18 protein-coding genes and 2 tRNA genes are annotated in these 20,788 nt (G+C 52.8%); 11 read left to right on the top strand and 9 right to left on the bottom strand.

The genetic code is table 11. The annotated features are described in order from the left end of the window. Nucleotides 1-3: 3 nt before the first annotated feature. The 7 genes from ACR02O_RS18240 to ACR02O_RS18210 all read right to left on the bottom strand — a co-directional run bounded on the left by ACR02O_RS18240 (nt 4) and on the right by ACR02O_RS18210 (nt 7,705). Nucleotides 4-456, bottom strand: a complete 453-nt coding sequence (locus ACR02O_RS18240) for a GDP-mannose mannosyl hydrolase (RefSeq protein ID WP_458139331.1) — start codon at nt 454-456, stop codon at nt 4-6. Nucleotides 457-492: 36 nt separating this feature from the next. Then, a complete protein-coding gene (argA, locus tag ACR02O_RS18235) occupies nt 493-1,806 on the bottom strand; it encodes an amino-acid N-acetyltransferase (protein WP_458139332.1) in 1,314 nt (437 codons plus the stop codon). Between the two features lie 78 nt (nt 1,807-1,884). Next, the gene (locus tag ACR02O_RS18230) at nt 1,885-2,712 is read right to left on the bottom strand and encodes an AlbA family DNA-binding domain-containing protein (protein ID WP_458139333.1); all 828 of its coding nucleotides are present in this window, start codon (nt 2,710-2,712) and stop codon (nt 1,885-1,887) included. Nucleotides 2,713-2,999: 287 nt separating this feature from the next. Further along, on the bottom strand, nt 3,000-4,847 hold the full coding sequence (ilvD, locus tag ACR02O_RS18225) for a dihydroxy-acid dehydratase (RefSeq protein WP_494522130.1): 1,848 nt from the start codon (nt 4,845-4,847) through the stop codon (nt 3,000-3,002). 94 nt (nt 4,848-4,941) lie between these two features. Next, entirely contained in the window at nt 4,942-5,580 is a 639-nt protein-coding gene (locus ACR02O_RS18220) for a TIGR04211 family SH3 domain-containing protein (RefSeq protein ID WP_084153328.1), read from the bottom strand. Between the two features lie 47 nt (nt 5,581-5,627). Further along, nucleotides 5,628-6,527: an ornithine carbamoyltransferase gene (argF, locus tag ACR02O_RS18215; protein ID WP_033157364.1), complete on the bottom strand. Its 900-nt coding sequence runs from the start codon at nt 6,525-6,527 to the stop codon at nt 5,628-5,630. A 2-nt stretch (nt 6,528-6,529) separates the two neighbouring features. Further along, nucleotides 6,530-7,705, bottom strand: a complete 1,176-nt coding sequence (locus ACR02O_RS18210) for an acetylornithine transaminase (RefSeq protein ID WP_171694712.1) — start codon at nt 7,703-7,705, stop codon at nt 6,530-6,532. A 272-nt stretch (nt 7,706-7,977) separates the two neighbouring features. Between ACR02O_RS18210 and ACR02O_RS18205 the strand changes: the two genes are divergently transcribed. Together ACR02O_RS18205 and dhaL are read left to right on the top strand one after the other, a co-directional pair. Beyond that, nucleotides 7,978-8,490, top strand: coding sequence for a hypothetical protein (locus ACR02O_RS18205; protein WP_225893059.1), 513 nt, complete (start codon nt 7,978-7,980; stop codon nt 8,488-8,490). 164 nt (nt 8,491-8,654) lie between these two features. Further along, the gene (gene dhaL / locus ACR02O_RS18200) at nt 8,655-9,302 is read left to right on the top strand and encodes a dihydroxyacetone kinase subunit DhaL (protein WP_494522129.1); all 648 of its coding nucleotides are present in this window, start codon (nt 8,655-8,657) and stop codon (nt 9,300-9,302) included. A gap of 13 nt (nt 9,303-9,315) precedes the next feature. Here the strand turns inward: dhaL and dhaK are convergent, their stop codons facing one another. Then, the gene (gene dhaK, locus ACR02O_RS18195; RefSeq protein WP_494522128.1) at nt 9,316-10,302 is read right to left on the bottom strand and encodes a dihydroxyacetone kinase subunit DhaK; all 987 of its coding nucleotides are present in this window, start codon (nt 10,300-10,302) and stop codon (nt 9,316-9,318) included. A 33-nt stretch (nt 10,303-10,335) separates the two neighbouring features. Next, complete coding sequence (locus tag ACR02O_RS18190; RefSeq protein ID WP_494522127.1) at nt 10,336-11,157, bottom strand: HAD-IIA family hydrolase; 822 nt, start codon at nt 11,155-11,157, stop codon at nt 10,336-10,338. Nucleotides 11,158-11,349: 192 nt separating this feature from the next. Between ACR02O_RS18190 and ACR02O_RS18185 the strand changes: the two genes are divergently transcribed. From ACR02O_RS18185 to pnp, 9 genes are all read left to right on the top strand, one after another. Then, nucleotides 11,350-11,425 (top strand) — tRNA-Phe (locus ACR02O_RS18185). A 23-nt stretch (nt 11,426-11,448) separates the two neighbouring features. Then, nucleotides 11,449-11,524 (top strand) — tRNA-Phe (locus tag ACR02O_RS18180). Between the two features lie 543 nt (nt 11,525-12,067). Next, nucleotides 12,068-12,553 (top strand): ribosome maturation factor RimP, encoded by a 486-nt coding sequence (gene rimP / locus ACR02O_RS18175; protein ID WP_171694716.1) that lies wholly within the window; start codon nt 12,068-12,070, stop codon nt 12,551-12,553. Beyond that, nucleotides 12,543-14,054 (top strand): transcription termination factor NusA, encoded by a 1,512-nt coding sequence (nusA, locus tag ACR02O_RS18170; protein ID WP_494522126.1) that lies wholly within the window; start codon nt 12,543-12,545, stop codon nt 14,052-14,054. The genes rimP and nusA overlap by 11 nt, the downstream gene beginning before the upstream one ends. Nucleotides 14,055-14,068: 14 nt before the next feature. Beyond that, a complete protein-coding gene (infB, locus tag ACR02O_RS18165) occupies nt 14,069-16,777 on the top strand; it encodes a translation initiation factor IF-2 (protein WP_494522125.1) in 2,709 nt (902 codons plus the stop codon). Beyond that, nucleotides 16,777-17,193, top strand: coding sequence for a 30S ribosome-binding factor RbfA (rbfA, locus tag ACR02O_RS18160; protein ID WP_101051576.1), 417 nt, complete (start codon nt 16,777-16,779; stop codon nt 17,191-17,193). The genes infB and rbfA overlap by 1 nt, the downstream gene beginning before the upstream one ends. Beyond that, the gene (gene truB / locus ACR02O_RS18155) at nt 17,193-18,110 is read left to right on the top strand and encodes a tRNA pseudouridine(55) synthase TruB (RefSeq protein ID WP_494522124.1); all 918 of its coding nucleotides are present in this window, start codon (nt 17,193-17,195) and stop codon (nt 18,108-18,110) included. The genes rbfA and truB overlap by 1 nt, the downstream gene beginning before the upstream one ends. A gap of 109 nt (nt 18,111-18,219) precedes the next feature. Further along, the gene (rpsO, locus tag ACR02O_RS18150; protein ID WP_171694720.1) at nt 18,220-18,489 is read left to right on the top strand and encodes a 30S ribosomal protein S15; all 270 of its coding nucleotides are present in this window, start codon (nt 18,220-18,222) and stop codon (nt 18,487-18,489) included. An 83-nt stretch (nt 18,490-18,572) separates the two neighbouring features. Next, nucleotides 18,573-20,651: a polyribonucleotide nucleotidyltransferase gene (pnp, locus tag ACR02O_RS18145; RefSeq protein ID WP_458139344.1), complete on the top strand. Its 2,079-nt coding sequence runs from the start codon at nt 18,573-18,575 to the stop codon at nt 20,649-20,651. The last annotated feature ends 137 nt before the right edge of the window (nt 20,652-20,788 follow it).

The following is a 20,788-nucleotide window of genomic DNA, read 5'->3' as shown; positions in this document are numbered from 1 at the left end:
TGGTCAGCGCAGATAGGGGTAGTAGGCTTGACTGTTAGGGTGCACTTCACTCAAGTCTTCGTGTTTGCCAATCCAACGGTAATTTGAGTGTTGTTGTGCCGGTAACTGATTAATATCGATATCCAGCTGTAATTGATAGCCTAAAACCACGTAATGGGTGCCGATACCAGGCTGTTTGGCAAAATTAGTCTCATATAGATGGGTGAATGCACCGAGTAAATCTGCGCTTTCTATGCTGTAAGCAGTGCCTAATTCGGTTTCAGTGATTCTTTGGAACGCATCTTCCAGGGTTTCGGATTTAAAAATTCTGCCGCCGGGCACAAACCAATAGCCTGCCGCCGGTTCATTCACGCGCATGCCCATCAATATTTCGTCCTTGCTGGAACGTACAATTAAATCGATAGAGACTAAGGGCGTGTTTTTTACGACTGTCAGAAAATCCTGTTTATCGAGCATCCTATATTCCGTGAGCTGAGTGGGTGGAAGGTGATGTTAAACGTCTTTATACAATACCTTGGCATTGCGCTGATAGTTGTAAGCGCTTTTCATCGGTTCGGGCAAATCGTCGATTTCGCAAGGTGTAAAACCGCGCTCGACGAACCAATGCACGGTTTGCGTGGAACGTACGAACAAGCGGCGAATAGTTTCGGATTTGGCTTTGTTGCTTAGATAGTCCAACAAGCTGTTGCCGCGCGCGCCTTTTTGATAATCGGCATGCACTGCCAGACAAGCAATCTCCGCACTGTTGCCGTCGGCCATCACATGAAACGCCGTGCAACCAATGATCAAGCCATCACGCTCGATGACTATATAGTCGCCAATTTCCATCTCTAGCTTTTCCCGCGAACGCTTGACCAGGATGCCTTGCTGCTCCAAGGGTTTGATCAACTCCATAATGCCGCCGATGTCGTCCAATGTCGCTGCCCGTATGGTTTCGAAGGCGTTAGAGCTAATCAGTGTACCGATACCGTCGCGGGTAAACAGTTCCAGGAGTAAGGCGCCGTCCACATGCCTATTGATCAAGTGCGCGCGCTGTACGCCTTTTTCGCAACTTTGCACCGCGGCGCGCAAGGAGCGGGCGACTTCATCTGGGACCGTTGGTATCTCTTGCAATAATGCTGAAACTTGAGCGGTAGTGAGCTGTTGTATGGGGTGATTATCGCCAGGCGATACGCAATTTTGTTCGGTCAACAAAATCAACTTTTCGGCTTGCAAGGCGATGGCTACTTCGGTTGCCACTTCCTCGGCCGACAGATTAAAAATTTCGCCGCTGGGCGAATAACCGATAGGTGAAATCAGCACCACATTGTGTTGATCCAGTTGCTGATGAATGGCTTGTGCATCGATACGCCGGACCTTGCCGGTGTGACAATAGTCGATGCCATCCAGTACGCCCAAGGGTTTGGCCGTAACGAAATTGCCGGACGCGACACGTATTTTGGCGCCGGCCATCGGCGAGCCGGACACACCCATCGATAACAGGGCCTCAATTTCCACCCGTACCAAACCTGCGGCCTGCTTGACGTATTGCAAGGTCGTGGCGTCGGTGATCCGTAAATGGTGGTGAAACTGCGGCGTGTTGCCATGCCCGGTGACTTGTTCGTCGATCTGCGGGCGAATGCCGTGCACTAGTACCAGCCGGACGCCCAGACTCCTCAGCAACGCGAAGTCGTGAATCAGATTGTCGAACTCCGGCTCCGTTACCGCGTTCCCGCCGAAAAAGATCACAAAGGTGCGGTTGCGATGAGCATGGATGTAAGGCGACGAATTTCTGAACCAATTAACGAAAGTTGATTGATGTTCCATGGAGTGTTTACGAATCGTTTACTATGTTGCCGGTTGCTTAGTTTAACTTTGCCAGCGTTAAAACCCAATCAGGGCTGGTTATTTGGTTTTTTTCCAACGGCTGGCCACATAATCCAGCGCTTCTTGAATGTTCAGGTCCCGAGTACCGCCGCCAGTTCGCACGAAGAATTTGGGGGTGTTGCTCTGCGTCAGAAACACCGGCCGGTGCGAGGGGGAAACAATAACCCTGCACACATCACGGTCGGCCAATTTATGAAAAAGCACGTGGATCAGCGGGCACAAATCGGCCCCCAGATTGCTGGAGATCGCAGTCATCAAGGTTTGCTCGAAACCATCGTGGTCCGGTTTTTTCAGGGTTTGGAAATCCGATTCCAGGCCGAGGACTTCGCCATTGTCGGCCACGCCGATCAGCAAGGTGCCGCCAACCGGACTGTTAAAGAAACCGGCCAGCGTTTTCATAATCACCCCTTCCAGGGCTTTATTGACGCGCTGTTCCTGAATATCCCAGCGTAGCGACGATTTAAACTCCAGCAGCGGTCCTTCGCCTTGGCGGATGATGGTCGGCAAATCCTTTTCCAGCTCGACTTTCAACGCATCCAAAGCGACCAACCGCTTGTGCAGTATCTGATAAAAACCCAGCGATAGCAGACCTAGTATCGCGCCGATTTCGGCGTAGAACAGAATCAGGTTGTTCTGATTGATTTGGCCGGTCATTACTTCAGTGAACTGGCCGAGCACGAATTCGATAGAGGAGAGCGGGTCGGCGTTGCGTTCGCGCGAACTGATGTAATCGTAACTGGGCGCCAATAAAAATATTCCCATGCCGGCACCGATCCAGCCGGCTATGAAATAGATTTTCAGCTTTTGTTTCCAGATGTAGAGCAGTTGCAGCAGGAAGCGTTTCATCAGCGATTGGGATTAAGGCCAAGTTGCAGCGGAAATGGATCAATTACACGATTTAGCCGGTTTGATCGCTTCAGTTGCAATCGCTACCAAAAATTATGTGCTGCCTCTATGGGGTACAGCATTGAAAATTCTGGCGAAGCTTGTAAGGAGTTAACCGGAATAGTAAGGCTGCTTCCAGATATTTTGGAAGCAGCAAATGACCACGTGTTGGTTGATATGCAAAGTTGAAGACTTGATGGCGTCTTAACTGCCAAAGCCATCGAGCCTTTTGTTGCATCGTAAAGGTACTAATCTTCGAGCCTGGACAAATCCCGCACGGCGCCCTTGTCGGCGGAGGTGGCAAAATGAGCATAAGTCTTCAGCGCCACTGAAACTTTGCGGGGGCGCAGCTTGGCTGGTTTCCAGCCCAATTTATCCTGTTCGGTCCGGCGCTGGGCCAGTTCCTCGTCGCTCACCATTACGTTGATCGTGCGCTTGGGAATATCAATACGAATACGGTCGCCATTTTTTACCAAACCAATCGCGCCGCCAGCTGCCGCTTCCGGCGAACAGTGGCCGATGGACAAGCCGGAGGTGCCGCCGGAAAAACGGCCGTCGGTCAATAGCGCGCAGGCTTTGCCCAAACCCTTGGATTTGATGTAGCTGGTCGGATACAGCATTTCCTGCATGCCGGGTCCGCCTTTGGGGCCTTCGTAACGCACCACTACTACATCGCCGGCTTTGACTTTGTTATTGAGGATGTTTTCTACCGCTTCATCTTGCGATTCGACCACATGGGCGTTGCCTTCAAATACCAGCAGGCTGTCATCGACACCGGCGGTTTTGATCACGCAGCCATCCAGAGCGATATTGCCGTGCAATACCGCCAACCCGCCTTCCTGGCTGAAGGCATGGTCAATGGAGCGGATACAGCCTTCGGCGCGATCAGTGTCCAGGCTGGGCCAGCGGGTGTTCTGACTAAACGCTACCTGAGTCGGAATACCGGCGGGGCCAGCCATATAAAAAGTTTTTACGGCATCGTCGGGGTTGGCGGTAATGTCCCATTGTGCCAGGGCATCGCCGAGAGTCTTGGCGTGCACGGTGGGTACATCGGTGTGCAAGCGGCCCGCCCGGTTAAGTTCGGCCAGAATCGCCATGATGCCCCCAGCGCGATGTACGTCTTCGATATGATATTTGTCGGTGTTGGGCGCGACCTTGCACAATTGCGGCACCACTCTGGACATGCGATCAATATCCGCCATGGTGAAATCGATGCCGGCTTCTTGAGCAATCGCCAATAGATGCAAGATGGTGTTAGTGGAGCCGCCCATGGCAATGTCCAGGGCAATCGCATTTTCAAAGGCTTTAAAACCCACCGCGCGCGGCAGCACCGATGCGTCATTTTGCTCGTAATATTGTTTGGCCAGTTCGACGATACGGCGACCGGCTTGTTTGAACAATTGTTCGCGATCAGCATGGGTGGCTAACATGGTACCGTTGCCCGGCAACGACAAGCCCAGCGCTTCGGTCAGGCAGTTCATCGAATTGGCGGTGAACATGCCGGAGCACGAGCCGCAAGTCGGGCAGGCAGAGCGTTCGACAGCCGCTAGATCGGTGTCGGATACTTTGCTGTCTGCCGCCATGACCATGGCGTCCACCAAATCCAGCCTCTTGATGTCCGCGCTTTCCGCCAACCGTACTTTACCGGCTTCCATCGGGCCGCCGGAGACAAAGATCACCGGAATATTGATGCGCATAGCCGCCATCAACATGCCTGGGGTGATTTTGTCGCAGTTGGATATACAGACAATCGCATCGGCGCAATGCGCATTCACCATGTACTCGACGCTGTCGGCAATCAAATCGCGGCTGGGCAGGCTATACAACATGCCGTCGTGACCCATGGCAATGCCGTCGTCAACCGCGATGGTGTTGAATTCCTTGGCGACGCCGCCGGCCAGTTCAATCTCGCGCGCCACCAATTGGCCAAGATCTTTTAAATGTACGTGGCCCGGCACGAACTGAGTGAAAGAATTGGCTACTGCGATAATCGGTTTATTGAAATCGCCGTCTTTCATGCCGGTGGCGCGCCACAATGCGCGCGCGCCAGCCATATTGCGGCCTTGAGTGGTGGTATGAGAACGGTATGCAGGCATGGTGATTCCAGATGAAAGCAAAAGCGGCGCTTAAACTGCCGCGGGAAAGGGCGTCATTTGAAGCAGGGCGGTCCTGCGGCTAATTCGTTTAAAACTAAAAACTATCCCAGCCGCTGGAACGGCGGCGCCAGCTGAGTTTGGGCAGAATAAAGCCCAGCAATACGCCGAATAAAGCCAAGCCGCCGCCGTACAAAAACCAGTCCTGGTTACTGCTGTCGGTCAACGCCTGATTTTCGCGTTTTAATTGTTGTAGTTCGCGTTCGACGGAGATGACGCGCTCCTGCAATTGGTCGCGCTGTTGTTTGAGTTGTATCGCATTGGCGGCAGTTTGCTGAAGTTCGCTAAGGTCGGCGCTGAGCTTATCGCGTTCTTTGCCAATTTCCTGGCTGTTGGCTTGTCCGGCTTTAAGTTGTTTGTTTTCTTCCTGCAGCGCTTCGAGTTTTTTGCTGACGGCTTCCAGTTGATTGCGGGCGCTGGGTTCGCCGGTCAGGTAGCGGCTGAGAATGAAGCCCTCCGCGCCGCTGCTGGTTTGTATATAGGTATAGCCGTTTTCGGTACTTTCTTGCAATACGCTGACTGGGATGCCGTTTTCCAACATTTTGACGATCTTGGTGCGCTCACTTTCGCCGCTGCGCAACGGCACCTCAACTTTGTCGGTGACGTAGGCGGTTCTTGCCATGGCAAGCGGGCTAATCAGCAGACAGGCAAACAGGTAGGCAAAAGTTTTTTTCACAGTATCACTCTTCGTTCGGCGTAAAGAAAGCGGCGATTCTAGCGAAATTATCGGCAGATGAGAAATTCCAGTAGCGCTTTCTGAGCGTGCAGGCGATTCTCGGCTTCCGGAAATATCACGCTTTGTGGGCCGTCGATGACCTCGGCTGTCACTTCTTCGCCGCGATGTGCCGGCAGGCAGTGCATGAACAGCGCATCGGTTTTGGCGGCAGCCATGGTTTTGCTGTTGACCTGAAAATCCTTAAATACGAATTCGCGTTTTTTTTGTTCCTCTTCCTGTCCCATGCTGGCCCAGACGTCCGTCACCACTAAATCGGCTTGCTGTGCCGCTTGCTCCGGCGTATTGAAAAACGCCACTCTATGTCCGGCGGCATCGACGATACTTTGCTGCGGACGGTAATCGACAGGGCAGGCGATGTTCAATTTAAAGTCGAATTGGCGAGCCGCATTGATATAGGAATGGCACATATTATTGCCGTCGCCGATCCAGGCTACGGTTTTGCCGGCGATGTCGCCGCGCAGCTCGAAATAGGTTTGCATATCGGCCAGCAATTGACACGGGTGCAGCAAATCGGTCAGGCCGTTGATGACGGGTACTCGCGAGTGCTTGGCAAAGGTGGTGACCGTTTCGTGATTGTTGGTGCGCAGCATAATACAGTCCACCATGCTGGAGATCACCTTGGCGCTATCTTCCAGGGGTTCGCCGCGGCCGAGTTGCGTGTCTCTGGGTGATAGAAACAGGGCGCTGCCGCCGAATTGGGCCATGCCTGCTTCGAAGGAGATACGGGTGCGGGTCGAGGATTTTTCGAAAATCATCGCCAGCACTTTACCTTTGAAGGGCTGATAGTCCGGGGTGCGATGCAATTTGAGCTGAATGGCCCGTTGAATCAGGTTGTGTAGTTCGGCGCTGGACAAATCCAGCAGACTGATGAAGTGTCTGGGTTGCATGGTTATTGTCTGCAAAATGCCTGAATGAGCGCTGTCAGGGTGTCTGTCAGCGTTGATATTTGTGCGTCGTCGATGATTAGCGGCGGCAGCAAACGGATAGTGTTGTCGGCAGTGACGTTGATCAATAAGCCTTCCGCCAAGGCTTTTCCGACCAATTCGCCGCAAGGCCGATCCAGTTCAATGCCTATCATCAAGCCTTTATGGCGAATATCGACGATATGCGGGGTGTTTGCCAGTGCGTTTTTGAAGCGCTGGCAAATTTGTTCGCCCTTTGATTGCGCATCGGCGATCAAGGTGCCGGTTGATAAAGTTTCCAGTACCGCTAAGGCAGCGCTGCAGGCCAGTGGATTGCCGCCAAACGTCGAGCCGTGATTGCCGGCTTGTAACACATCCGCTGCTTTGCCGCGTGCCAGGCAAGCGCCAATTGGCACGCCGTTGCCCAAGGCTTTAGCCATCGTGCAAACATCCGGCAGGATGCCGGGATGTTGATAAGCCAGAAAGCGCCCGGTACGGCCGGCGCCGGTTTGAATTTCATCCAGCATCATCAGCAGATTGTGCCGATCACATAGTGCGCGAATTTGGTTTAAGTAATCCGCCGCCGGAATATTCACCCCGCCTTCGCCTTGCACCGGTTCAACCAGGATCGCGACTATGTTTTTATCGGCGGCGAGAGCTGCTTCGATAGCCGGCATGTCGTTGTACGGCACATGGGTAAACCCGGCCAACAGCGGCGCGAAGCCTTGCTTGATCTTGGTGTTGCCGGTGGCGCTCAGCGTGCCCATAGTCCGGCCATGGAAGCTTTTTTCCATGGTCAACACTACTGGGTTTTCAACGCCTTGCTGGTGGCCGTATTTGCGGGCGATTTTTATCGCCGCTTCGTTGGCTTCGGCGCCGGAATTGCTGAAAAACACATTATCCATGCCGCTTAGCTCGATCAGTCTATCCGCCAGTTGCGACTGCAACTCTACGCCGTAAAGATTGGAGGTATGCAGCAAGGTTTTGCTTTGCCGGCACAGCGCTTCATGCACGGCCGGATGGGCGTGGCCCAGGTTGCACACGGCAATACCGGCCACCGAGTCGAGATAGCGGCGTCCATCGGTATCCCACAACCACGCGCCTTCGCCGCGTGTAAAAGTGACCGACTGGCGGGCATAGGTAGGCATGATGTGACTGGTCATTGTGCTAAGACTCTGAAAGTGTTTTGAAAAACGCTATTCGCTCGAAAAAAGCGCGCGATTATATTTTTTTCATCCCGCGTACGCAATAAATACTTTTCCTCAAAATCCAGTGTTTTGCCGGATGTCCGTAGCAATAGTGGAGCGATTTGCCCGAAATTTTCGCGTGTCTGGGCGTTTGTTATAAATCTGTAACATTGATGCTTTAAATTCTCGCAAATTAAGTTGTTTCGACCGGTTTGAGTTTGCCGGCGATTACTCACAAAGGACTTGCGTTGAACGACAACGAACATCTTTTAGACGATAAAAAGCACATCGTTTCGATCCGGTTGAACAATTCCGATCGGATTGCCGTGCGTGCCATGGCCGCTCGGCTGTTTGTGCGTGAGTCGGAATTGTACCGGTTTGCGGTCTACCATTTGCTGAATCGGTTACACAAGCTGCATGAAGACTCGTGTGTCGGTAGCGATTTGTTACCGTTATTCATCGAGTTTAAGGACGAGCTCAACACGCATTTGGGCTTAAAAAAGCATCAGCTATTCAAGATTTTTAACGGCAAGAACCCCGATCCGGAAAAATTCGTATCAATGGCCGATATTGAGCTGTTGTTATTGCCGCAACACGCGGTGCGTCAGCGCTTGCAACAAATGAACGAGGCTGCCGGGCAGCGCAGAGCCGACACCAACGCCTGGCTTTTGGAATATTTGAAGGATAAATATCACTTCAGCGTGTATGACGCGGATACGGAGTTGCCGTTTCTGGATGCGTTGGCGCTGGAAAATAGATAAATCGTCAGTCATTCAGCTATCTCGGCCGTCATCGGTTCGGCGGAAGCTGAGAATTTGCCAAATGTTCTCTAGCACAGTGTGTCTGCGAATGTGTATGGCTGGACAGTAATAGGGCGTTTTAGCTATGCTCAGCAAACTTAATTGTTTTGTTGCGCGGAGGCGGCATGTCATTGACCCCATCTTTGTTTCCGGAATTGATTCAAGCGTTGATTGAGACCATTGATGCGCATGCCGAAGAAGTAACCGAACTGGATCAAGCGATAGGCGACGGCGACCATGTGTTTAATTTACAGCGTGGTTTGCAGGCCTTACGCGAGCATGCCGGTGAGATAGCGACACTCGACTGGGTGGCGGCTTGGCAGAAAATCGGTATGACGGTGATGGCTGCTGTCGGCGGTGCTTCCGGCTCTTTGTATGCGACTTTGTTTATCGCGCTGGCAAAGAATGCTAAGGACAAGCTTATCGATCTTGCTGGGTTTTCTGATGCATTTTTGCAGGCAGTCCAGGCTGTGAAGCAACGCGGCAAGTCTGATGTTGGTGAGAAGACCATGCTGGATGTGCTAGTGCCGGTCGCCAAGGCGTTGCGGGAGCTTGCGGCTGCGGGTAAGCCGCTGGCCGAGATTCTGGATAGCCTAAGCCTGGTGGCGGCAGAAGGCGTGGAAGCGACTCGGGACATGCTGGCTACCAAGGGCCGCGCCTCGTTTCTGGGCGAGCGCAGCAAGGGCCATATCGATGCCGGCGCCAAAACTGCGCAGTTGATGATCGCGGCGATTGCCGAGGTGTTGAAAAACGCCCAGGCGCAAGCCGCTTAGATTGTTGCTTGCTTCAACAACCCCAGCGCAACGCAGCGGTATTCACCGGTGCATCCCACAAACCCAGCATTTCTTCGTCCAGCATCGTCAGCGTTAGCGAACAGCCGGCCATATCCAGCGAGGTGGTGAAGTTACCGACCAAAGAGCGCTGGATGATTAATCCGCGTTTGCTGAAATATTGCCAGGCCAATTCGTAAATCAAATGTAGTTCGATCAGCGGTGTGGCGCCGAAGCCGTTCACATGCAGCAACACGGCTTGACCGGCGGCCGGTTGCAATTCGTCGAAAATATGTCCGGCTAATTGGTCGACAATTTCGCTGGCGCTCACCAGCTTCTTTGTCTCGCGGCCGCGTTCGCCGTGGATGCCGACACCTAACTCGATTTCGTCGTCGGCAATAGCAAAAGTTGGATGGCCCAAGGCCGGCACCGTACAACTGGTCAAGGCGACACCCATGGAGGCGGTTGCTTGATTGACCCGTTCGCCCAGTGCCTTGCAGGTGGCTAAGTCAGCGCCGGATTCGGCGGCGGCGCCGACGATTTTCTCGACGATGGTGGTGCCGGCCACGCCTCTACGGCCGATGCTGTGGGTTTTGGGTAAGGAGATGTCGTCGTCAATCAAAACGCTGACGTTGGGCAGGTCCAGCATCTCGGCGGCCATTTCAAAATTCATCACATCACCGGCATAATTTTTAACGATAAACAGCACGCCAGCGCCGCCGTCCATGGCTTGCGCCGCGGCCAGCATCTGGTCAGGCGTTGGTGAAGTAAATACCTGTCCGGGGCAGGCGGCATCCAGCATGCCGACGCCGACGAAGCCGCTGTGCAGCGGTTCATGACCGGAGCCGCCGCCGGAAATCAGCGCGACTTTGCCGGTTTTGCGCACGTTTCGATATACGAATTTTGGTTCCGGATTGAATTGCACGATGTCGGCATGGGCTTTGGCAAAGCCCTGCAGGCTGGTTTGCAGTAAGGTGTCCGGGCTGTCGATAAATTTTTTCATGATTCGCCTCCGCTGTTAGGGCGTGGAATGAGCTTAGAGTTTGCTGTGGCGCAAGCTTTCGGTGATGTCGCGTATGTCCGGCATAATCCAGGTTGGACCGAAATCCGCTGCAGCGACATCTTGTTCGGTGGATACGCCGCTGAGCACCATCAGGCTGCGGATACCGGTGCGCACTGCGCCGAGAATGTCGGTATCCAGCCGGTCGCCGATGGCGACAGTATAGGCTGGGTCGACATTCAGCAGGCTCAATGCTTGTCGGTAAATGATAGGCTCCGGCTTGCCGATAATCATTGGTTTGATGCCGGTGGAAGCTGTCAAGCCTGCCAGAATGGCGCCGTTGCCGTGGGTTTCGCCGCGTTCGGTCGGTAGCGAAAGGTCACCGTTGGTGCCGATGAAGTGCGCGCCGGCTCGCAGATTCAGGGTGGCGGTGGCCAGTTTGTCCCAGCTTAATTCTCTGTCCATGCCGCAAACAACCAGATGCGCGCGCTGTTCGGGCTCGGTCTCGTAAAGTCCGGTAAGTTTAAAGCCCAAATCCAGCAGCGGTTGCCTGGCTCCGATGCCGCCAATCACAAATACGCGAGTAGTCTGTGGATCGTAGCGTTCCGACAAATACAGCGCGGTGGCCATCCCCGACGTCAATATCTCATTCAAGGCTACCGTCACGCCCATTTTTGCCAGCTTGTTTACGTATTGTTCTGCTGTCAGGCTGGCGTTATTGGTAGCCAGGATGAAAGGCAGCTCCATATCGCGTAAGGTCTGAAAAAACTCAACAAGTCCTGCTTGAGCTCGGTCGCCGTGCCAAAGTACGCCATCCATGTCTACGATCAGGGCGTGGATGTCGGTGAAAGCTTGCATAAACGGTCTCGGTTGTTTGGGTTGTTTAAATGGGGTTTGTGTCTGCAAAGTCTGATATTTGGCGCTAAAAATGTCAGGAATTTGTGGTGCGGAAGAATTGCATACATCACCGCCTGCTGTCCAGTTAGCCGGGATTGGTGGTATTTTCCTTGACTAATTGTTTGTAACCTAGTTTAATGCGCGGCTCTTGACGCCCAGGTAGCTCAGTCGGTAGAGCAGAGGACTGAAAATCCTCGTGTCGACAGTTCGATTCTGTCCCTGGGCACCATTCTGGTTTTAGGTTAAGTCGCTGCCCAGGTAGCTCAGTCGGTAGAGCAGAGGACTGAAAATCCTCGTGTCGACAGTTCGATTCTGTCCCTGGGCACCACCTGAACAAATATTCCCCTCGCAATAGCGTTTGATCGGCTAGAGTCTCTAAAATCCAAGATTTTCCTTGTTTCAGTCGGTAAGTAGCTGACGAATAGCGGCATCGGTTCGATGTCCTCTCTTTGGATGATTTTGCTGGTGAGCGAGCCTGTAGGCTCTGTCTTCTGTGCCATCCTTGTAAATTTCGGTGTGAATACAATTCTGTCGAGAGTGCAGGTTTCAGGATTTAGCCAAGTACTTGTAGGGTGGCGTGGAATGTCGATTTACATCCTTGAAAGATATGGTTATAATTCGGTTTTTAATTTTTCGCCGCAGTTTTTGAGGCGGTAAATTGTTTCCTGATAAGCGTGGTTTTTTGAGATTATTGTCTCGATAAACGAGTGAGTTCTCCTCAATGCTGTTTCAGGCGTGGTTTTGCTAAGAAAGCCCCTTTCAGGGGTTTTTTCTTTTGTGGGCTTTCGAAAAACGCGAAGCCCACGGGTTTTGGTTGTTTATGGAAGAGCCTGAGGCTCTTTTTTTTTGGGTTTGAAAAGGTGAGGCGTTAATGAAACAGGCTCCTGAACATTTGGTGGAATTGATCGAGCCAATTGTGGAAGGTCTTGGCTATGAGTGTGTGGGGATAGAGTACAACCCGCATCCAACACACGGCATGTTGCGCATTTATATCGACAGCGACAATGGGATATTGCTGGACGATTGCACCAAGGTTAGCCACCAGATTAGCGGGGTGCTGGATGTCGAAGATCCGATTCAAGGTGAATACCATCTGGAAGTGTCCTCGCCGGGTGCGGATCGGCCGTTTTTCAAACTCAGCCAGTTTCAACGTTTTTTGGGGAGCACTGTGCTGGTGAGCTTATTCAAGCCCATCGATAAACGCCGCAAAATTACCGGACAGATCAAGGTGGTCGAAGACGATGCCATTCTGGTACAGGATGGTGAGCAGTTGTTAAAAATCCCGTTTCAGGCAATGAGCAAGGCACGCTTGGTGCCGGATTACATAATCAATAAAGGAGGTCGCAGTGGCAAATAAAGAAATTTTATTGGTGGCAGATGTTTTTGCTAACGAAAAAGAAATAGACAAGGAAATTATCTTTCAGGCCATTGAATCCGCTTTGGAAGCGGCGACTGTCAAGCGTTACGAAAATCCGATCAAAGCCCGGGTAGCCATTGATCGTCATACCGGCGACTATCTGACTTATCGGCGTTGGCTGGTGGTCGATGCTAATCCGGAAATCAATGGCGACGTCGAGCATCCGGGCTGGCAGGTGTTGCTGGAAGTTGCGCAATTCGATAATCCCAATATTCAAGTCGGCGACTACGTAGAAGAAGAAATCGAATCGGTCGATTTTTGCCGGATTGCCGCGCAAACTGCCAAGCAAGTCATTATTCAGAAAGTGCGCGAAGCCGAGCGCAAGAAAATTGTCGAAGCCTATCAAGATCGCGTAGGCGAGTTGGTCACCGGTGTCGTAAAACGCCTGGAGAAAGGCAGCGTTTACCTGGATTTGGGTGGTCACGTGGAAGCGTACATCGCTCGGGAAGATATGATCCCGAAAGAGCCGGTTAGAATGGGTGATAGGGTGCGTGGCTATTTGAAAGCCGTACGTTCCGAGCCACGCGGTCCGCAGCTGTTTGTCAGCCGCACCGCGCCGGAATTATTGATTGCGCTGTTTCGATTGGAAGTGCCGGAAGTCGGTGAAGGTTTGATTGATATTTTGGCGGCGGCTCGCGATCCCGGTTCCCGCGCGAAAATCGCCGTCAGAGCCAACGACCCGCGTCTGGATCCCATCGGTGCTTGTGTCGGTATGCGCGGCTCCAGGGTGCAAGCTATCTCCAATGAGTTGGCTGGCGAACGGGTTGATATTATTTTATGGAACAGCAACGACGCGCAATTCGTGATTAATGCCATGTCGCCAGCCGAAATTCAATCGATTGTGGTCGATGAAGATAAGCACAGCATGGACGTGGCGGTGGCCACCGACAGTTTGTCGCAAGCTATCGGTCGCGGTGGTCAGAATGTGCGCTTGGCAACCGAATTGACGGGTTGGGAACTAAATATTCAAGACGCCGCGCAGGTAGATAAAAACCACGACGAAGCCGCGGCAAAATCCAAACAACAGTTCATGGAGTTGCTGGATGTCGATGAAGAAATTGCTAGCATCTTGGTTGATGTGGGATTGAATAATATCGAGGAAATTGCGTATATCCCCGTCGACGAAATGCTGGAGATCGAAGGCTTCGACGAAGAGTTGGTAGAAGCTTTGCGCACTCGCGCCAAGGACGCTTTGCTGATCAGTGCGATCGCATCCGAAGAAAAAATTGAAACCGCCGTGCCTAGCGAGGAATTGTTGAGCATGGATGGGATGGACGAAGAGTTGGCACACCAAATGGCTGCCAAGGGCATTGTGACCTTGGACGATCTGGCGGAGCAGGCGATAGACGACATTATCGAATTTACCGGCATGACCGAGGAGCGTGCTGGTAAACTAATCATGAAAGCCCGCGAATCTTGGTTCGCAGAGGATAAGGGCTGAGGCAGGAGGATACTATGAGCGATAAAACAGTACAGGAATTGGCAGAGGTTGTTGGCATCCCTTTGGAACGTTTTTTAGAACAATTGAAGGAAGCCGGCTTGACAGCCAGCGCGCCCGACGATGTGATAAACGATGAAGAGAAAGTCAAATTACTCGCGCACTTGCGCAAGCGCCACGGCAAGTCGGACGCCGATCAAGAAGCCGCCGCCCCCAAACGCATTACCTTGAAACGCAGTACCAAAACCGAATTAAGACAATCCTCACCGCCGGGTACAGCTGTGAAAACCGTCAGTGTCGAGGTGCGCAAGCAAAAGACTTATATCAAGCGCAGCGATGCGTCCTCTGTTAATGACGAGCTAAGACAGGCCGAATTAGCCAAACAAGCTTTGGACGAACAGAGACGGCAACAAGCTATCGAAGAAGAAAAGCGTAAGCACTTGCATGAGCAGAAGGCTGCTCAATCTGTACAGGAAGAGCAAGTAGTCAGTGCGGAAATTGCTCAGCCGGTTGAGGTGTCCGTGCCGGTTGTGACGGCAACCGCAGAACCGATTGCGGCAGAGCAGCAGGTGACTGAGGAGTTGCCGGTTGTTGCTGAAGCTCAGCCTGAAGTGCTTGCTAAGGTCGAAGCGCCCGCCCCGAGTGCCGCGCCGGAGATGACTGAAGAGCAGCGTCTGGAAAAAGAAAAGAAAGAAAGGTTGGAAGCTGCGGTGCAAAGAACCGCGGAAAAAGTCAAACAAAAAGCCGAAGCCAAGCAGCAACAAACCACGCTGCATAAGAAAAAAGCCGAATTCAAGCCCACTCGCGGCCCGGCTACCGATGGGGATATCGGTGGCGGCGGCGATGCCGCGCGTCGCGGTGGCAAAGGCAAAAAAGGCAAGGCGCCTTCGCGTCGGGAAAAGCCAGAATTCGAGATCGATGTCAATCAGGCTAGACATAAGTTTGAGAAGCCGGTTGCGCCGACTGTGTATGACGTCACCATTCCGGAAACCATCGTGGTTTCGGATTTGGCTGCAAAAATGAACATCAAGGCTGCCGAAGTTATCAAGCATTTGATGAAGCTGGGCATCATGTCCACGATCAATCAAACCATCGACCAAGAAACGGCGGTGATTTTGGTTGAGGAAATGGGCCACAAAGCCATCATGCAGAGCGAAGATGACTTTGAACAGGAAATGCTGGCCGAGGTGCAAGGTGATAGCGACGAACGTAAGGTTCAATTACGCGCGCCTATTGTCACCATCATGGGCCACGTTGACCACGGTAAAACCTCTTTGCTGGATTACATCCGCAAAACCCGGGTTGCTGCCGGCGAAGCGGGCGGGATTACCCAACACATTGGTGCTTACCAGGTTAAAACCGACCACGGTGCGGTCACATTTCTGGATACGCCAGGCCATGCCGCGTTTACCGCGATGCGGGCGCGTGGTGCGGAAGTAACAGACATCGTGATCGTAGTGGTGGCTGCTGACGACGGTGTGATGCCGCAAACCAGAGAAGCCATCGATCATGCGCGCGCCGCGAATGTGCCCATCATCGTGGCCTTGAACAAAATCGATAAACCGGAAGCGAATCCGGACCGCGTCATGCAAGAACTGGCCAACTTGAATGTGGTGCCGGAAGAGTGGGGCGGCGATGTGCAATTCCTGAGGGTATCGGCGAAAGTGGGTACCGGTATTGATGAATTGATCGAAGCGCTGATCGTTCAGGCGGAAGTGCTGGAATTGAAAGCGCCGGTCGATGGCATCGCCTCCGGTATTTGTATCGAATCGCGTCTGGATAGAGGCCGCGGCGCGGTGGCGACGATATTGATTCAAAAAGGTACGTTGAGCAAAGGCGAGTTCGTCCTCTGCGGTCACGAATATGGCCGGATAAGGGCAATGTTCGACGAAAACGCCCACGCTATTAAGTCGGCTGGGCCTAGTATGCCTGTGGAGATTCTTGGCTTGTCCGGTACCCCGGATGCGGGTGATGAATTCCTGGTGGTTCAGAATGAACGGGTTGCTAGAGAGCTTGCCGCTCACCGGGAAGATCGCAAACGCTCCACCCGTCACGCTGCGCAACATGCGTCAAAATTGGACGACGTGTTCTCGCGGATGTCCGCCGGCGAAACGTCCACACTTAACGTCGTTATCAAAACCGACGTGCAAGGTAGTTTGGAAGCCTTGCGTGAGTCTTTGGTTGGCTTGTCCACCGAAGAGGTGCAAGTTAAATGCATCTACGGTGGTGTTGGTGGTATCAACGAAGGCGATGCTAACCTGGCATTGGCTTCCAGCGCGATCTTGATCGGTTTCAACGTGCGTGCCGATGCGGTGGCTCGTAAATTGATCGAAGAAAAAGACATCGATCTGCATTACTACAGCATCATCTACGAAGCGATCGATGAAGTGAAACGGGCGATCAGCGGGATGTTGGCGCCGGAAATTCAGGAAAAAATCGTCGGTCTGGCCGAAGTGCGGGACGTATTCCGTTCGCCGAAATTCGGCGCGGTGGCCGGTTGTATGGTTATCGACGGCTTCGTCAAACGCAATCTGCCGATTCGCGTATTGCGCAACAATGTGGTGATTTACGAAGGCCAGCTGGAATCCCTGCGCCGCTTCAAAGACGATGTCAATGAAGTGAAAATGGGCATGGAATGCGGTATCGGCGTGAAAAACTACAACGATGTGCAAAACGGCGACCAGATCGAAGTGTTTGAACGTATCGAAGTCAGACGGGAAATCTAATGGCAAGAGAGTTCGGCCGCAGTCAGCGGGTTGCATCGGAAATGCAGAAAGAGTTGGCGTCGATTTTACAGCGCGATGTCGATGACAGCCGTTTGGGTTTTGTCACGATTAACGACGTTGAGTTGTCCAAGGATTTAGCGGTCGCCAAGATATTCGTGACGGTGTTGGATGCCCAGGACGATGCCGCTAAGCGCGCGAATGTGAAGGTGTTGAACGAAATTTCGCCGTTTATTCGGCATGAGCTGGCTAGGCGCATGCGTTTGCGGCATATCTCGGAGCTGCATTTTTACTACGATCACTCATTCGACACCGGGATGCGCGTCGCCGAGTTACTGGGCGATTTGCATCACGACGAAGTTAAGGATGCTGTTGCTGCGCCGGAAGCTGGGGCCGATAAACCGCAGCAGGATGATTGATGGCAAAACGTAAGTCCGGGCGCGATGTGCACGGCATCGTGCTGCTCGACAAACGTTTAGGCGTATCGTCCAATCAGGCCTTGCAGGAAGTCAGGCGATTATTTAATGCCAACAAGGCCGGGCATACCGGGGCGCTGGATCCTCTTGCTACCGGTTTGTTACCCTTGTGCTTCGGTGAGGCGACCAAGGTCTCGGCATTGATGCTGGATGACGATAAGCGTTATCAGGTAACGATACAACTGGGCGTGATGACCGATACCGGCGATAGCGAAGGTAAAATCGTCGCCGAAATGCCGGTGCCAGCCCTGGATGGCGTGCAGTTGCAAGCTTGTTTGCAGCATTTCACCGGGCCGATTGAGCAGGTGCCGCCTATGTATTCGGCGCTCAAGCATCAAGGCAAGAAGTTGTACGAGTTGGCTAGGGAAGGCAAAACCGTGGACCGTCAGCCCAGGGCCATCACTATTTATGAATTGCAGCTGTTAAATTTCGATGCCGAATTGGGGCAATTGAGGCTGGATGTATTTTGCTCTAAGGGTACTTATATTCGTTCGCTGGCCGAAGATATTGGTCACAGGTTAGGGACCTGCGGCACGGTAACTGCGTTACGCAGAACCACGGCGGGTATGTTCGATCTGGAGCAAGCTTATACCTTGCAGCAGTTGCAGGCTATGGGCTTTGCAGAATTGCAGAATACCTTAATCGAACTGGATGTACCCCTGAAGGCGATCCCGGAGGTATCTTTGTCTACTGAGCAGGCCGAAAAAATCAAGCTGGGTCAGCGCATAGCCTTTAACGGCGGTATGGCCGGCCAGGTCAGAATATACTCGCCACAGGCCTTTTTGGGGTTGGGAGAAATTCTATTGGATGGTAAACTAGCGCCGAAAAAACTATTTCATTTGGAAGATCAAACAACTTGATTTTCCGGGAAAAACCGCAAAGTTTCTACACCCTATTGTGGAGATAGCGGCTACACGGTCATCAAACGATGGCCTTTATTCAATCAAAATTAATCGATAGGGATTAAGAATGTCATTAACCGCAGAACAAAAAAAAGCCATTGTTGAAGAATACCGTTTGTCGGATACCGATACAGGTTCAACCGAAGTCCAAGTTGCTTTGTTGACCGCCAACATTAACCAACTGACTCCGCATTTTGCGACCCATAAAAAAGACAACCACTCGCGCCGCGGCTTGCTGCGCATGGTAAACCAACGCCGTAAATTGCTGGATTACCTGAAAGACACAGATGTGGCTCGTTATCGTTCGTTGATCGAACGTTTGGGCATTCGTAAGTAGCACAAACTGGAAACGGCGCATCGGGCGCCGTTTCTGCTTTAAGGCAAATTTTTAGCATAACCTTTAAACAAAGGAACCTTATAGTGAATCCTATCAGGAAACAATTTCAGTACGGCGATCGTCTCGTCACCTTAGAAACCGGCGAAATTGCCCGCCAAGCCAACGGCGCGGTAATCATTGATGTCGAAGGTACCACTCTGTTGGTGACCGTGGTCGGCAAAAAAGAAGCCAGTGGCGGCGACTTTTTCCCGCTGACGGTGGATTATCAGGAAAAAGCCTTTGCCGCGGGTAAAATTCCTGGCGGCTTTTTCAAACGCGAAGGCCGCCCAAGCGAAAACGAAACGCTGATCTCGCGCCTGATCGATCGTCCGATCCGTCCGTTGTTTCCCGAAGGCTTCACTAACGAAGTCCAAATCATTGCCACCGTGCTGTCCTTGAATCCGGAAATCGATACCGAAGCGCCGGCCATCATTGGTGCGTCCGCTGCGCTGGCGGTCTCCGGTTTGCCGTTTAATGGCCCGCTGGGCGCCGCAACCATCGGCTATATCGATGGCCAATATGTGCTGAACCCCACGTTGCCGCAACTGAAGGAGTCGCGTTTGCGCCTGATGGTTGCCGGTACCTCCAAAGCCGTATTGATGGTAGAGTCCGAGGCCGATGTGCTACCGGAAGACGTGATGCTGGGCGCGGTGTTGTTCGGCCACGAGCAAATGCAGGTTGCGATCAATGCGATCAATGAATTTGCTGCAGAAGCAGCTGCACCGGCAATAACCTGGACAGCACCTGCGGATAACGAAGCATTGAAAGCCGCTGTTGCCGCTGAAGCCGAAGCGCAAATCAAATCGGCCTATCAAATCCCCGAGAAACTGGCTAGACAGGATGCCCTAAGCGCAATCCGTGGTGCCGTGGTCGAAAAACTCACCGCCGAAGGTCTCTACGACGAAAAAGACATCCGCAACGTCATCGAAACCTTGGAATACAATGTTGTGCGCGGTGCGATTCTGAACGACCGCAAACGTATCGACGGCCGCGACCTGACCACTGTTCGGCCAATCACGATCCGTACCGGCGTGCTACCCAGAACCCACGGTTCGGCGCTGTTCACTCGCGGCGAAACCCAAGCCTTGGTCGTCGCGACCTTGGGCACCGAGCGCGATGCGCAAATCATTGATGCGCTGGCCGGCGAATATAAAGATACTTTCCTGTTCCATTACAACTTCCCACCGTTCAGCGTTGGCGAAACCGGCCGTACCGGCTCGCCGAAGCGCCGTGAAATCGGCCACGGCCGTCTGGCCAAGCGCGGCGTGCAATCGGTGTTGCCGAACATGGGTGAGTTCCCTTACGTCCTGCGCGTCGTATCGGAAATCACCGAATCCAACGGTTCCAGCTCCATGGCGTCTGTCTGTGGTAGCAGCTTGGCCTTGATGGACGCCGGCGTGCCGATCAAGGCGCCCGTTGCCGGTATTGCGATGGGTTTGATCAAGGAAGGCGATCAATTTGCAGTATTGTCCGACATCCTGGGCGACGAAGATCACTTGGGCGATATGGACTTTAAAGTGGCCGGTTCCGAAAACGGCGTCACCGCGCTGCAAATGGACATCAAGATCGACGGTATCACCGCCGAAATCATGAAAGTGGCGTTGGAACAAGCGAAACAAGGCCGTCTGCACATTTTGGGTGAGATGAACAAAGCTCTGGCCAGCACCCGTTCCGAAATGTCCGACTTTGCGCCGCGCATTATCACCTTCAAAATCGATCCGGCTAAAATCCGCGAAGTCATCGGTAAAGGTGGCGTGACTATTCGCGCGATTACCGAAGCCACCGGCGCCAGCATCGATTTGACCGACGACGGCGTGGTCAACGTAGCCTCTGTCGACAGAGCGGCGGGCGAAGAAGCCAGACGCATGATCGAAGAAATCACCGCCGAAGTCGAAGTGGGTAAAACCTACGAAGGCAAAGTGGTGCGTTTGATGGACTTTGGTGCGTTCGTGACCATTCTGCCGGGCAAGGACGGTTTGGTGCATATTTCACAAATCTCCGACGAACGTGTGGAAAAAGTCAGCGACAAACTGTCGGAAGGCGATGTCGTTAAAGTCAAAGTACTGGAAATCGACCGTCAAGGCCGCGTACGCTTGAGCATGAAAGAAGTCGATAGCGAATAAGTTTGGTTCGACTCTGCAACGAAAAGGGCCGCAAGGCCCTTTTTTTGTGGCTGAAACTCAGAATCTTATGTCGCCGCGATTGTGATGCTTTTGAATCGTAATTACCGGGGACTATGAATGTCTGTTGACTTTTTAGG

It is taken from the genome of Methylomonas sp. PHL2-19 (genome assembly GCF_059331595.1).
This window is presented reverse-complemented; position numbering and strand designations above follow the sequence as displayed.